The organism is Sphingobium aromaticiconvertens, from assembly GCF_037154075.1.
GTDB lineage: Bacteria > Pseudomonadota > Alphaproteobacteria > Sphingomonadales > Sphingomonadaceae > Sphingobium > Sphingobium aromaticiconvertens.
In genome coordinates, this window is record NZ_JBANRJ010000001.1 from 1,821,100 (window position 1) to 1,833,520 (window position 12,421).

At 64.8% G+C, this 12,421-nt stretch carries 12 protein-coding genes; 6 read left to right on the top strand and 6 right to left on the bottom strand.

Annotated elements, in window-relative coordinates; genetic code table 11:
• Positions 1–2 precede the first annotated feature (2 nt).
• Genes kdpC through WFR25_RS08605 form a run of 3 tightly spaced genes read left to right on the top strand, consistent with a single transcriptional unit; the run spans position 3 to position 3,948 of the window.
• Complete coding sequence (gene kdpC, locus WFR25_RS08595) at positions 3–593, top strand: potassium-transporting ATPase subunit KdpC (protein WP_336970170.1); 591 nt, start codon at positions 3–5, stop codon at positions 591–593.
• A complete protein-coding gene (locus tag WFR25_RS08600; protein ID WP_336970172.1) occupies positions 590–3,259 on the top strand; it encodes a sensor histidine kinase KdpD in 2,670 nt (889 codons plus the stop codon). The genes kdpC and WFR25_RS08600 overlap by 4 nt, the downstream gene beginning before the upstream one ends.
• Positions 3,256–3,948 (top strand): response regulator transcription factor, encoded by a 693-nt coding sequence (locus WFR25_RS08605; RefSeq protein WP_336970173.1) that lies wholly within the window; start codon positions 3,256–3,258, stop codon positions 3,946–3,948. The genes WFR25_RS08600 and WFR25_RS08605 overlap by 4 nt, the downstream gene beginning before the upstream one ends.
• A gap of 10 nt (positions 3,949–3,958) precedes the next feature.
• Here the strand turns inward: WFR25_RS08605 and WFR25_RS08610 are convergent, their stop codons facing one another.
• The gene (locus WFR25_RS08610) at positions 3,959–5,851 is read right to left on the bottom strand and encodes a potassium transporter Kup (protein ID WP_336970175.1); all 1,893 of its coding nucleotides are present in this window, start codon (positions 5,849–5,851) and stop codon (positions 3,959–3,961) included.
• A 212-nt stretch (positions 5,852–6,063) separates the two neighbouring features.
• Between WFR25_RS08610 and WFR25_RS08615 the strand changes: the two genes are divergently transcribed.
• Together WFR25_RS08615 and WFR25_RS08620 are read left to right on the top strand one after the other, a co-directional pair.
• A complete protein-coding gene (locus tag WFR25_RS08615; RefSeq protein ID WP_336970176.1) occupies positions 6,064–6,348 on the top strand; it encodes a hypothetical protein in 285 nt (94 codons plus the stop codon).
• A gap of 54 nt (positions 6,349–6,402) precedes the next feature.
• Positions 6,403–7,026, top strand: a complete 624-nt coding sequence (locus WFR25_RS08620; RefSeq protein WP_336970177.1) for a response regulator transcription factor — start codon at positions 6,403–6,405, stop codon at positions 7,024–7,026.
• Between the two features lie 7 nt (positions 7,027–7,033).
• On the opposite strand, the gene WFR25_RS08625 is transcribed toward WFR25_RS08620, so the two are convergent.
• From WFR25_RS08625 to argH, 5 genes are read right to left on the bottom strand one after another with little or no spacing between them, the layout of a single operon-like run.
• Positions 7,034–7,990: a zinc transporter ZntB gene (locus tag WFR25_RS08625; RefSeq protein ID WP_336970179.1), complete on the bottom strand. Its 957-nt coding sequence runs from the start codon at positions 7,988–7,990 to the stop codon at positions 7,034–7,036.
• Positions 7,987–8,745 carry a precorrin-2 dehydrogenase/sirohydrochlorin ferrochelatase family protein gene (locus WFR25_RS08630; protein ID WP_336970181.1) on the bottom strand — a complete coding sequence of 253 codons (759 nt, stop codon included), beginning with the start codon at positions 8,743–8,745 and terminating at the stop codon, positions 7,987–7,989. The genes WFR25_RS08625 and WFR25_RS08630 overlap by 4 nt, the downstream gene beginning before the upstream one ends.
• Positions 8,746–8,747: 2 nt before the next feature.
• Positions 8,748–10,013 (bottom strand): diaminopimelate decarboxylase, encoded by a 1,266-nt coding sequence (lysA, locus tag WFR25_RS08635; RefSeq protein WP_336970183.1) that lies wholly within the window; start codon positions 10,011–10,013, stop codon positions 8,748–8,750.
• A 10-nt stretch (positions 10,014–10,023) separates the two neighbouring features.
• Positions 10,024–10,281 (bottom strand): hypothetical protein, encoded by a 258-nt coding sequence (locus WFR25_RS08640; RefSeq protein ID WP_336970185.1) that lies wholly within the window; start codon positions 10,279–10,281, stop codon positions 10,024–10,026.
• Positions 10,278–11,669, bottom strand: coding sequence for an argininosuccinate lyase (gene argH, locus WFR25_RS08645; protein WP_336970187.1), 1,392 nt, complete (start codon positions 11,667–11,669; stop codon positions 10,278–10,280). Before argH ends, WFR25_RS08640 begins: the two co-directional genes overlap by 4 nt.
• Positions 11,670–11,712: 43 nt before the next feature.
• Here argH and WFR25_RS08650 point away from each other — a divergent pair, with 43 nt between their 5' ends.
• Positions 11,713–12,336, top strand: a complete 624-nt coding sequence (locus tag WFR25_RS08650) for a TlpA disulfide reductase family protein (RefSeq protein WP_336970188.1) — start codon at positions 11,713–11,715, stop codon at positions 12,334–12,336.
• Positions 12,337–12,421 lie beyond the last annotated feature (85 nt).

A 12,421-nucleotide genomic window follows, 5' to 3' on the forward strand; every position in this document is an offset into this window, starting at 1 on the left:
TTATGACCAAGGATTTTCTCTCATCACTCCGCCCCGCGCTGGTCATGGCGCTGCTGTTCGCGGCTCTGCTGGGCATCGCCTATCCGCTGGCGCTGACCGGCATCGGACAGGCGCTCTTCCCCTTTCAGGCGAATGGCAGCCTCATCCAGCAGGACGGCAAGGTCATCGGCTCCGCCCTGATCGGTCAGGGTTTCGCCAGCGACCGCTATTTCACCGGCCGCCCGTCCGCAGCTGGCAAGGGCTATGATGGCCTTGCCTCTTCCGGTTCCAACTACGGTCCCACCAGTCAGGCGCTTGCTGACCGGGTGCAGGCCGATGTCGCAAAATTCAGGACTGCCACGCCAGATCGCCCCGTTCCGTCAGATCTGGTGACAGCCTCCGCCTCGGGGCTTGATCCCCATATCAGCCCCGAGGCGGCTTTTTATCAGGTGGATCGCGTGGCCCGCGCCCGTAGCCTATCGGCCCAAGCGGTTCGCAGCCTCGTCATCCAGCAGGTCGAACAGCCGCTGCTGGGCTTTATTGGCGAGCCACGCGTCAATCTGCTCGAACTTAATCGACGGCTGGATCGGTTCGGCGCTACAAGCCCCAAGTGAACGATCCAACCCGCCGCGACCCCGAAGCCTTTCTGCGCGCCGCCGCGCAGGAAGGCCGTGGGCGTCTCAAGGTCTTTCTGGGCGCTGCCCCCGGTGTCGGCAAGACGTTCGAGATGCTGTCGGAGGGACGCGAGCGGCTGCGCGCCGGGATGGATGTCGTCATCGGCGTGGTCGAAAGTCATGGACGGCGAGAGACGGAGGCGCTGATCGAGGGGCATGAGGTCGTGCCCCGTCGGCAGATCGATCATCAGGGCCATAGCCTGGGCGAAATGGACATTGACGCCATCCTCGCCCGCCGCCCGAAACTGGTGCTGGTCGACGAACTGGCCCACACCAATGCGCCGGGCAGTCGCCACCCCAAACGCTATTCGGATGTGCAGGAACTGCTGGACGCGGGGATCGACGTCTATTCGACCGTCAATATCCAGCATGTCGAAAGTCTGAACGACATCGTTGCGTCCTTCACCCGCGTCCGGGTGCGGGAAACGGTGCCGGACTCCATCCTCGAAAGCGCCGAGATCGAGGTGGTAGACATCCCACCCGACGAACTGATCGAGCGGCTGAAGGACGGCAAAGTCTATATCCCTGCCGAGGCCAGCCGCGCGCTCACGCACTTCTTCTCCAAGTCTAATCTCACGGCATTGCGCGAACTGGCGCTGCGTCGTGCGGCGCAGGCGGTGGACGCGCAGATGCTGGAGCATGTCCGCGCCCATGCGCTGGCGGGCAGCTTCGCGGCGGGTGAGCGGGTGGCCGTCGCGATCAGCGAACTGCCGAGCGCCGCCGGCCTTGTCCGCGCCGCAAAGCGTCTTGCCGATGCGTTGAAAGCGCCATGGACCGCCGTGCATATTGAGACGCAGCGCAGCGCGGGCCTGTCCGCAGACGATCGCCAGCGCCTGTCCGACACGATGGCGCTTGCCTCGCGCCTTGGCGGCGCCACCGCCAGCATCGCCGCGTCCAGCGTGGTAGAGGGGCTGCGCCGCTTTGCCACCGACGCCCATGCGACCCAGATCGTCATCGGCAAGTCGGCGCGTAGCTGGTGGTTCGAACTGCGCCACGGATCGGTGGTCGACCGGTTGGTGCGCGACATCGGGCAGGTCGCCGTGCATGTCCTGCCGGGGGATGAGGGGGAGGGGCATCACACGGTAGCCGCCGCGCCGCCTGCCGGGCGCTGGGGCAAGCCGACCGACTATATTCTCGCCACGCTGATGGTGGTGGCGATGACCGCGTTGGGGCGGATATTGCTGGAGGCGATCGACCTTGGCAATATCGCGCTGCTCTATCTGGTGCCGGTGATGTTCGCCGCCGCCACCTTCGGCCTGCGCGCGGGCGTCTATGCGGGCATTGCCTCCAGCCTCGCCTATAATTTCTTCTTCCTGCCGCCGACCGGCACATTGACGGTCAGCAACCCGGAAAATGTCATCAGCATCCTGGTCCTGCTGGGCGTCGCCATCGTTACCAGCCAGTTCGCCGCCCGCGTTCGCGCGCAGGCCAATCTTGCCCAGTCGAGCGCGCGGCAGAATGCAGCGCTCGCAGGCTTTTCCCGCCATCTGACCGCTTCGGCCACGCAGGAGGCGCTGATGCAGGCCATCTGTGCAGAGGTTGCGCGGCTGTTCGACGTGCGGACCGTGCTGCTGCTTCCCTCGCGCGATGGGCCGCATCTGGCCGCCGCCTTCCCGCCGGAGGATCGGCTGGAGCAGATCGAGAAGGCCGCCGCGCAATGGGCGATGGATAATGACCAGCCCGCCGGGCGTGGGTCCACTACGCTGACGGCCTCCGACTGGCTGTTTCACCCGCTGCGGACGCAGCGCGGGGTACTGGGTGTGCTGGGCCTTGCGCGCGAGGATGCGGGCGAACCGCTGCGCGCCGATCAGGTGCCGCTGCTGATGAGCCTGCTTGATCAAGCCGCGATCGCCTTCGACCGGATGGCGCTGGAGGAGGAGATGCATGACGTGCGGCAGGTGCGGGAGCGCGACCGGCTCCGCTCGGCACTGCTCTCCTCGGTCAGCCACGACCTGCGCACCCCGCTCACCACCATCATCTCCGCCACGCACGAGCTGCGCCGGCTATATCCTGGTGACCTGATCGACACCATCGACGCAGAGGCGCAGCGCCTCAACCGTTTCGTCGCCAACCTGCTGGACATGGCGCGGGTGGAGGCGGGCGCGCTGCCGATGAAGCGGGAGGCGACCGACCTGTTCGATGCGGTGGGCGGCGCGGTCCACGATACCCGCCAATCGCTCAAACATCATGCGGTGACGGTGGAGATTCCGCCGGACATCCCGCTCGTCCGGGTCGATGCGACCCTGCTGCATCACATCCTCCTCAACCTGCTCGACAATGCGGGTCGCTATGCTGATCCGGCGACGGTGGTGACGATCCGGGGCCAGCGGCTGCCGGACGGGATCGCCCTGTCGGTCATCGACCGGGGACCGGGCATCCCCGAAGGCATAGAGGCGCGCATCTTCGAGCGCTTCATGCGCCTTGAAGGATCGGATCGCGCTCGCGACGGCACCGGCCTTGGCCTCGCCATCGTCAAGGGCTTTGCCGAGGCGATGGGGCTGGATGTGACTGCCGCCAACAATCCCGATCCGCCCGGCGCCTGTTTCACCCTGTATTTCCCCCAGGCGCAGATCGTCACCGCGCCTTCGCCCGAGGATATGTCATGAACCGAACCAAGGTGCTGATCGTCGATGACGAGCCGCAGATACGCCGCTTGATCCACGCCGCCCTGATCCGCGCCGACTATGCGACGGTGGAGGCGGCAACCGCGCGCGAGGCGCTGGAGATGCTGAAGAGCGAGCGACCCGACATCAGCCTGCTCGACCTTGGCCTGCCCGACCGCGACGGCCTGGAACTGGTGCCGCTGTTCAAGGCGCAGTCGGATGCGACCCTGATCGTCGTTTCCGCGCGGGAGGCGACGGAGCAAAAGGTGGCGGCGCTGGATCTGGGCGCCGACGATTACCTTACCAAGCCGTTCGACACCGACGAATTGCTGGCACGGGTCCGCGTGGCGCTGCGCAACCGCCTGACCCGCGACGGCGGCACCGCGACCGTCAAGGCAGGCGATGTGGAGATCGACCTGATGGCCCATATCGTCTGCAAGCGTGGGCAGGAGGTACATCTGACGCCCAAGGAATATGGCGTGCTGGCGCAACTTGCCCGCCATCCTGGCCGCGTCATCACCCACAAGCAGATCATGGATCATGTCTGGCCCAACGAACATGAACATCATGTCGAATATCTGCGCGTGCTGGTCCGCACCTTGCGCCAGAAGCTGGAGGATGAGCCGCAACGCCCCCGCATCATCGGCAATGAACTGGGTATCGGTTACCGCCTGCATCTGGTCGAGGGATAAGCGTTAGGCCCTAAATTTCGACCTGCGACCCCAATTCGACCACTCGGTTGACCGGCAATTTGAAGAAAGCCATCGGACTTTCCGCGTTGCGGATCATCCAGGCGAACAGCTTTTCGCGCCAGATCGCCATGCCCGGTCGTTCGGACGGGATCAGCGTCTGGCGGCTGAGGAAATAGCTGGTTTCCATGACCGTGAACGGTCCGCCGCAATCTTGCACGGCCTTGAGCGCGGCAGGAATATCGACCCCCTCCATAAAGCCATGGCGCAGCGTGAGGCGATAGAAGCCATGGCCGAAATCCTGCGTGATGGCGCGTCCATGGAGCGGCAGGTGGGGCACGCCATCCGTCACCACGGTCAGGATGATGTTGCGGGTATGCAGGATCTTGTTGTGCTTGACGTTGTGCAGCATCGCGGGCGGCACACCCTGCGTCGTCGATGAAAGGAAGATCGCCGTCCCCGGCACCCGCTTGATCCGCTCTGCCGTGGACTGGATGAACAGGTCCAGTTCCATCGACCCTTCGGCCAGATAATGGTTCATGATGATCCGCCCCCGCGACCAGGTCGTCAGCGCGATAAAGACGGCTGCAGCGACGCAGAGAGGAAACCACCCGCCGTCGGGAATCTTGGTGGCGTTGGACAGGAAATAGGCGCCATCGATCACCAGGAACAGGCCGGTGACGGTCCCCGCCAGCAGCGGCGGCCAGCGCCATACCGCGAAGGTCAGTACACCCATCATGCAGGCGGTGATGACCATCGTACCCGTGACGGCGATGCCATAGGCGGCGGCCAGATTGCTGGACGATTTGAAACCCAGCACCAGCAGGATGACCATGATCAGCAGCGCCCAGTTGACGGCCGGCACATAGATCTGCCCGGCGGCCTTCGCGCTGGTGTGGGTGATTTTCAGGCGCGGCAGGAACCCCAGTTGCACCGCCTGTTGCGTGACCGAGAAAGCGCCGGAGATCACCGCCTGACTGGCGATGATCGTCGCCAGCGTGGCCAGGACCACCAGTGGCAGGCGCGCCCAGTCCGGGGCCAGCAGGAAGAAGGGATTGGCCGCCGCCGCCGGATTGTCGAGCAGCAGCGCGCCCTGTCCCATATAGTTCAGCATCAGGCAGGGAAACGCCGCGTACAGCCAGGAGAGGCTGATCGCCTTGCGCCCAAAATGGCCCATGTCGGCATAGAGGGCTTCCGCCCCCGTTACCGCCAGAACGACCGAGCCGAGCGCCAGGAAGGCAAGGCGTGGATCAAGCGAAAAGAAGCGCACGGCCCAGATCGGATTGATGATGCCGATGATCTCTGGATGGCGCATCAGGTTGGCCGCGCCGAGTACCGCGAGCACCAGGAAATAGACGATCATCACCGGCCCGAACAGTGCGCCCATCCGTGCCGTGCCGTGCTTTTGCATCACGAACAGGCCGACGAGGATCACAATGGCGATCGGGAGTACCCAGGGCGTCATGCCGCTATTCACCACGGTCAGCCCCTCGACCGCCGACAGAACGGAGATGGCCGGGGTGATGATCGCGTCGCCATAAAAGAGTGCGGTCGCCAGCACGCCCAGCATGGCGATCGTCCCGCTCCATCGTGTCTGGCCCAACCTGCGGGTGATGAGAGACAGCAGCGCCATGCTGCCCCCTTCGCCATGATTGTCGGCGCGCATGACGATGAACACATATTTGGCGGTGACAATCAGCGTCATCGTCCAGAATATGAGCGAGAGTACGCCATAGATGTGCAGGGGATCGACCGCCAGCGGATGATGGCCGACGAAGCTTTCCTTCAGCGCATAAAGCGGTGAGGTGCCGATGTCGCCGAACACGACTCCCAGAGCACCAAGCGCCAGCAGCGGCAGGCCGCCCTGTGGTGCAGTGCCGTGGGCCGAGGTCTTGTCATCGGTCATGGCGCTCGGCTCCCGCTGGATGGCATGCCCTCATGCCATTGCGAGGCATAGGATTACCATAGCGGAACGACCGTCAACGCACATGATTTTGGGAGGGCGGACGCGTTAAAGAAGGAAATCCTATGCAATCCCTACGATCATGGGCCTTTCCCGCTCTCGAATGCCTATGCGCCCATGGATAAATAAAGGCCTCCTGCTGGAGGTTTTGAGCGATGACCCATTGGTATGAACATTGGAGCGCACAGCTTGGCGTGCGTGCGGGCGGATTGGCCCTGCTGGCCACGGCCCGGATGGAGGGGGGAGTGCTGGATCGCCTGGTTGTCGATCCGATCGCTGCGCAGGGGGCGGGCGCGCTATTGCTGGCGGCGTTGCTGTTCGTCAGCGCCAGTCTGGGTATGGCGCTTACGATCGTCGGGCCGGGCCTGTGGAAGCCGGTTCGGCTGTCGGCGCGCTGGCAGGATGCCGATCCGTCCAAAAGCCCCCTGTTGCCGCGTTAACCATTTGTTGGGGCGTCGTACTTATGTCTGCTCCTTAAAAAGGGACGCGACGCCATGCAGTTTTTCAAACGGAATACGGACAGGCCGGTGGGTGAAGGCAAGGACGGCGATGCCGATACTGCCGGGCGGCGATTGCGCCTGCTGGTGGTCGATGAAAATCAGACCGCGCGGACGGTGATTGCGCGGCGTCTGTCGCACCTCAATCACGATGTCGCTCTGGCGGAAAACGGCTTCGTCGCGCTCAATATCCTCATCACGCGCCCCGTCGACATCATCCTGATCGACATGGGCCTGATCCTGCTGCCCGCGCTTGCGACGATGAAGCGCATCCGCGAATCGGGGCTGGCGCCGGCGTGCGCCATTGTCATGATCACGAGCCGGACCGACAGCGCATCAGCGGTCGAGGCGCTGAAGGCCGGAGCGGACGATCATATCGTCAAGCCGTTCGACTTCGACTTGCTGGATGCGCGCCTGCGCCATGTCGCCACCCGCGCTGAAGCGGTGGGGGCGTTCAGCCGTCAATATGCCGAGCTGGACGCTCGCGTTGCCCGGCGGGCCATGGAGTTGGGCGAAACGCGCGAAGCACTGACCGAGATGCAGCGGGATCGCGCACGGCTGGTCTCCTCGATTCAGGCGCTGCATGATGAGATCGAACGGCTGAACGCCGCACGCGCCTAAATAGCGTTCAGCGTTTCAGCCAGTGGGTCGCGGCGAACCAGCCACTAATGCCGATCGACATAGCCCCACATAGCCCCACCACGCCCCAGAACGCCCATGGCGCCGTGGCATAGGGGATTCCCTCCACATTCATGCCCAGCAAGCCGGTTACGAAGGTCAGCGGCAGGAAGACCAGCGCCACGACCGAAATGATCAGCGCCTGCCGGTTCATATGCTCGGCGCGCAGATCGGTCAGCTCCTCATGCGCCAGTGCGGAGCGCTCGCGCACAGCCTCCAGTTCTTCGGCCATGCGCGCACAGCGGTCCGCTGCTTCCTGAAGATGCAGTCGGTCATCGTGATGCAGCCAGTCCGTTTCCGCGACGGACAGGCGTTCCAGCGCCTGCCGCTGTGGCGATATGAAGCGGCGATAACTGATCGCAGTCGCGCGGATTTCGGATACCCGGCGCCTGGATTCGGCTGGTCCCAGATCGGTCAGCGCGCTTTCGATCTCATCCAGTCCGTCGCCCAGTTCGGCGACATCGGGGTTGAGGGCCTCCGTGATCTCCTGCGCCAGTCCCGCGATCAGATCGCCCGGATCGCCGATCTTGCCCGCCACCATGTTCGCGATCATCGGCTCCAGTGCGGCAATGGGGCGATAGCTGACCGACAGGACGCGCGCATCGTCGGCCCAGATACGGATCGACACCAGCGGATCGCCGCTGTCATCCTCCACCGCGCTCAGGCCGCGCAGATTGACCAGCGCGCCATCGCCCATGATCGTACAGCGGGGACGTGTCTCCTGTGCCAGCAGCGCCGATAGAGCGGGGTCGGGAATGCCGCCACATTCGCCCGCGACCGCCCGCGCATCTTCCGCCTGACCATCAATCTGGACCCAAGTGAAATGTGGCCGCTGCGCCAGCGCCTTATAGGTCGCCAGGTCGACCTCGCAGACCTTGCTGCCGTCATGGATGAAAACGCGTGTCATGGAGTAAGCGTCAGCCAAAGCGAGAGGCCCGCACCCGGTTCGGACGGTGCGGCGGGGGCAGATATACGGACGGCGTCGGCGCGGGCGCGATCGAGGATCGCGAGCGGCACGGCAGCATGATGATAGACGCGGTCAGCCTCTCCCAGCAACCGGGCGGCGCGCAGCGTCAGATCATCGGGATCGGCGGAGGCGAGTGTGATGGCTATGAGCCGGTCGCTGGCCGGATCGGCCGCGCCCGAAAGCCAGGACGTGACCTGATCGGCGGCTTCATCGCGCAAGGGGTCGAGCGGTCCATCTTGCGCCAGCGCGGCGTCGAGCGCGCGGCGACGGTCGGCGGCATTGGGCCAGCGCGCGTTGATGGCGGGGCGGGCGGTGTAGAGCGCGGTCGCCAGCGCACCCAGTCGCGCGGGCAACAGCGCTTCCAGCCGTTGCCGGATGATCTTCGCCAGACCGGCCGATGCGCCGCCGGTGCCAATGGCGATCAGCACCGGATCACGCTCGACAATGGCGGGCAGGGTGAAATCGCACAGGTCCGGGCGGTCGACGGCATTCACCAATATGCCGCGTGCCCTGAGCCGCGCCACCGCCGCCTCGTCGCCATTGGCGACGATGGCGAGTGCCGCCTGCGACTCCTCCGCCACCACGATCGCGCCCGCGCGCTCCAGCAGGCGTCGTTTGGCATCCGCCGCCTCGCCCGCGCCGATCAGGATGACCGGACGCCCTGCCAACCGCAGGAAGAGCGGCAGGCTGTGCATCGTCAGCTATTGACCCAGTCAGGCACGCTATCGCCGGCGATCAGCGTTTCCAGCGGTAGGCGCGGACGGACCACCGCCCACTGGTTGCCCGACACCAGCACTTCTGGCGTCAGTGCACGGCTGTTATAGGTGTTCGCCATCGTGGCACCATAAGCGCCTGCCGTCATGAAGGCGACCAGATCGCCCGCCTGCACCACGTCCAGATCGCGGCCCATGGCGAAGGTGTCGCCCGTCTCGCATACTGGCCCGACCACGTTGGCGGCGGCTCGCGTACCCGACGGTTTCACCGCACGGATGTCATGCCATGCATCGTAGAGGCTGGGACGCAGCAGGTCGTTCATCGCCGCGTCGACAATGACGAAGGGCTGGCTAGCGCCTTGCTTCACGCGGATAACGCGCGACAGCAGCGCGCCCGCATTGCCCACGATCACGCGGCCCGGTTCAAACAGCAGGCGCAGGTTCCAACCTTGCGTCACCCGCGTCACCATCGCGCCATAGGCGGCGGGGCTGGGGGGTATAGGTTCGGCCGGGTCATAGGGTACGCCAAGGCCACCGCCCAGATCGGCGGTGCGGATGTCATGGCCCTGCGCGCGCAACGCTTTGACCAGTACGCCGACCTTCACGAAGGCGGCCTCCAGTGGGGCGAGGTCGGTTAGCTGACTGCCGATATGAACCGCGACCCCCTGCACGTCGAGGCCAGGCAGGTCGCGCGCGGCAGCGTAGGAGGCAATCGCCCGGTCGTAGGGGATGCCGAACTTGTTCTCTGACTTGCCGGTCGAAATCTTGGCATGGGTGCCCGCGTCGACATCCGGGTTGATGCGATAGGCGACGGGCGCGCGCTTGCCCATCGACAGGGCCACGGCGGAAAGCATCTCAGCCTCCGGCTCGCTTTCCAGATTGAACTGGAAAATGCCGTGGTCGAGGGCGAGGCGCATCTCGTCCTGCGTTTTGCCGACGCCGGAAAAGACGATGCGGTTGGCGGGGATGCCTGCCGCAACCGCACGCAGCAATTCGCCGCCCGACACAACGTCCGCGCCCAGTCCCAGCTTCGCCAGCGTCGCCAGCACGGCGGCGTTGGGATTGGCCTTGACCGCAAAGGCGATCAGCGGATTGTCGATCTGCCCCAGCGCATCACGGAATACCGTGACATGACGGGTCAGCGTCGCGGTCGAATAGACATAGACCGGTGTGCCGACGGCGTCGGCGATAGTGTCGAGGGGCACCTGCTCGACATGCATGGCCCCGTCGCGATAGTCGAAATGATCCACCTATGACCCCCTAATTGCGCTCTGGTGGCAGGTCGAACGGATCGTCCTTCCGTTCATCCGACTGGCGCAATAATTCCACATTGCGTTCCGGACGCGCTTGCGTCGAGGGCGTCAGAAGCTGTTGTCCGGTGGGTGCGGTTGTCGCGCCTACCGGTACGGCGGGCAGGCGTTGGCCCTCCACGGGCTTCAGCGGTTGTCGCCCTCCGCAGGCTGCCAGTGCGGCGACCAGTGCCGCCAGCGCGATGCCCCGTCCGATCGCCGTCTTCATCCGCGTTTCTCCAGTTCGGCCAGATCCAGTTCGATCAGGGCCTGCGCGATCCGTGCCCGTACCTGATCGGGCGCGGTGCCGCCATGGCTCTGGCGGCTGGCGACCGAGGCATCCACCGTCAATACGCCAAAGATACGCGCGTCGATCCGTGCGTCGATCGCCTGTAGCGTGGCGAGCGGCAGGTCAGGCAACGGCACGCCCGCTTCTTCCGCCGCTGCGACCGCGCGGCCAGTGATATGATGCGCCTCACGAAAGGGAATATTCCCCTCCCGCACCAGCCAGTCAGCAAGGTCGGTGGCGGTGGCAAAGCCGCTTTCGGCAAGGCCGCGCATCCGGTCCGTGCGGAAAGTCACGGTGTCGATCATGCCGGTCATCGCCGCGATCGACAGGCCCAGCAGGTCATGCGCCTCGAACACCGGTGGCTTGTCGTCCTGCATGTCCTTCGAATAGGCGAGCGGCAGTCCCTTCATCGTCACGCACAGCGCCGTCATGCAGCCCATGATGCGTCCCGAATGGCCGCGTACCAGCTCGGCGGCGTCAGGATTGCGCTTTTGCGGCATGATCGAACTGCCGGTCGAATAGGCGTCGGGCAGCTTGACGAAGCCGAAGGGCTGGCTGGCCCAGATGATGAATTCTTCGGCCAAGCGCGACAGGTGCAGCGACAATTGCGTCGCCGCCATCAGATAGTCGAGCGCGAAGTCGCGATCGGACACGCTGTCCAGGCTGTTGTCGGTAGGCTTGGCGAAGCCCAGCGCCGCCGCCGTCGCGTGACGGTCGATCGGAAAGCCGGTGCCCGCCAGCGCGGCGGCGCCCAGCGGACATTCGTTCAGGCGCGCGCGCGCATCGGCAAAGCGGCTGCGGTCGCGCCGGATCATCTCATAATAGGCCATCAGGTGATGGCCCAACGTTACTGGCTGCGCGGATTGCAGATGGGTGAAGCCCGGCATCACGCTGTCGGCCAGTTCGCCCGCACGGGTCAGCAGCGCGCGTTGCAGCCCGATCAGGCCCGCCTCCACCTCGTCGATCGCGTCGCGGACCCAGAGGCGAAAATCGGTCGCGACCTGATCGTTGCGTGAACGTGCGGTGTGCAGTCGCCCCGCCGTCGGGCCGATCAGTTGCGCGAGGCGCGACTCCGTGACCATGTGGATATCCTCAAGGTCGAGGTCCACGGGCACGCCATCGGCTTCATATTCAGCGGCGATGGTGTCGAGCCCCTGCGTGATCGTTGCAGCGTCTTCAACGGAAACGATTCCCTGCGCGCCAAGCATGGCGACATGCGCTTTCGATCCCGCTATGTCCTGCTTCCACAGGCGCTGGTCGAACGGGATGGAGGCATTTATCTCGCGCATGACCGACGCCGGTCCGGCGGCAAAACGCCCGCCCCACATGCTGTTGGAGCCAGAAGCCTTGAGAACTGACTTGCGATCCGTAATGACACTGCTCCTGACCGGTGGCCTTGCGGCCATGACGCTGGCGGGATGCGATAGGCAATCACCGGCCCCGGAGCAAGCCAATGCGAGTGCCAATAAGGCCATCAGTGGGGAGGCGACAAGCAGCGAAGCGCACGCAGGCGGGCAGATAAAGGGCGATGGCGGCGAATTCGGCCATCGCGTTGACCGGTCAAAGGCGGGGGAGAAGGCCCCGGCCTTCGCCTTTGCGGCACCTGACGGGACGGACACGACGCTTCAGGATTTTGCCGGGCGTCCCATGTTGGTCAACCTCTGGGCGACGTGGTGCGGGCCATGCGTGGCGGAGATGCCGACGCTGGATGCGGTGGCGGCCAGCCAGGGGCCGGGCGGGCTGGCGGTCATCACCATCTCGCAGGACAGCCAGGGGACAAAAGTGATTCCGGCCTTTTTCAAAAAGCACGACCTGCCGCACCTCAAGGGCTGGCTGGACCCGGAAAATCAGTTCGGCTTCCACTATGCGACCGGCCAGTTGCCGACCAGTATCCTTTATGACGCCAGCGGCAAGGAAGTTGCGCGTATCATCGGCGGCATGGACTGGACAAGCAAAGAAGCCAGCGCATTGATTGCGGAAGCCATGAAAGGCTGATCAGCCAGAGCATGGTAAAAACGAAGAAACAGCCATAATCCGCTATGATTTCGCGGTTGCAAAATGCGGCATCTTCGCGCGCAAT

Coding starts and splice junctions, on each gene's coding strand:
- WFR25_RS08630 (WP_336970181.1), bottom strand. CDS start 8,745: ATGCACAGCCTGCCGCTCTTCCTGCGGTTGGCAGGGCGTCCGGTCATC.
- WFR25_RS08650 (WP_336970188.1), top strand. CDS start 11,713: ATGACACTGCTCCTGACCGGTGGCCTTGCGGCCATGACGCTGGCGGGA.
- WFR25_RS08620 (WP_336970177.1), top strand. CDS start 6,403: ATGCAGTTTTTCAAACGGAATACGGACAGGCCGGTGGGTGAAGGCAAG.
- WFR25_RS08640 (WP_336970185.1), bottom strand. CDS start 10,281: ATGAAGACGGCGATCGGACGGGGCATCGCGCTGGCGGCACTGGTCGCC.
- kdpC (WP_336970170.1), top strand. CDS start 3: ATGACCAAGGATTTTCTCTCATCACTCCGCCCCGCGCTGGTCATGGCG.
- WFR25_RS08605 (WP_336970173.1), top strand. CDS start 3,256: ATGAACCGAACCAAGGTGCTGATCGTCGATGACGAGCCGCAGATACGC.
- argH (WP_336970187.1), bottom strand. CDS start 11,669: ATGTGGGGCGGGCGTTTTGCCGCCGGACCGGCGTCGGTCATGCGCGAG.
- WFR25_RS08625 (WP_336970179.1), bottom strand. CDS start 7,990: ATGACACGCGTTTTCATCCATGACGGCAGCAAGGTCTGCGAGGTCGAC.
- WFR25_RS08615 (WP_336970176.1), top strand. CDS start 6,064: ATGACCCATTGGTATGAACATTGGAGCGCACAGCTTGGCGTGCGTGCG.
- WFR25_RS08610 (WP_336970175.1), bottom strand. CDS start 5,851: ATGACCGATGACAAGACCTCGGCCCACGGCACTGCACCACAGGGCGGC.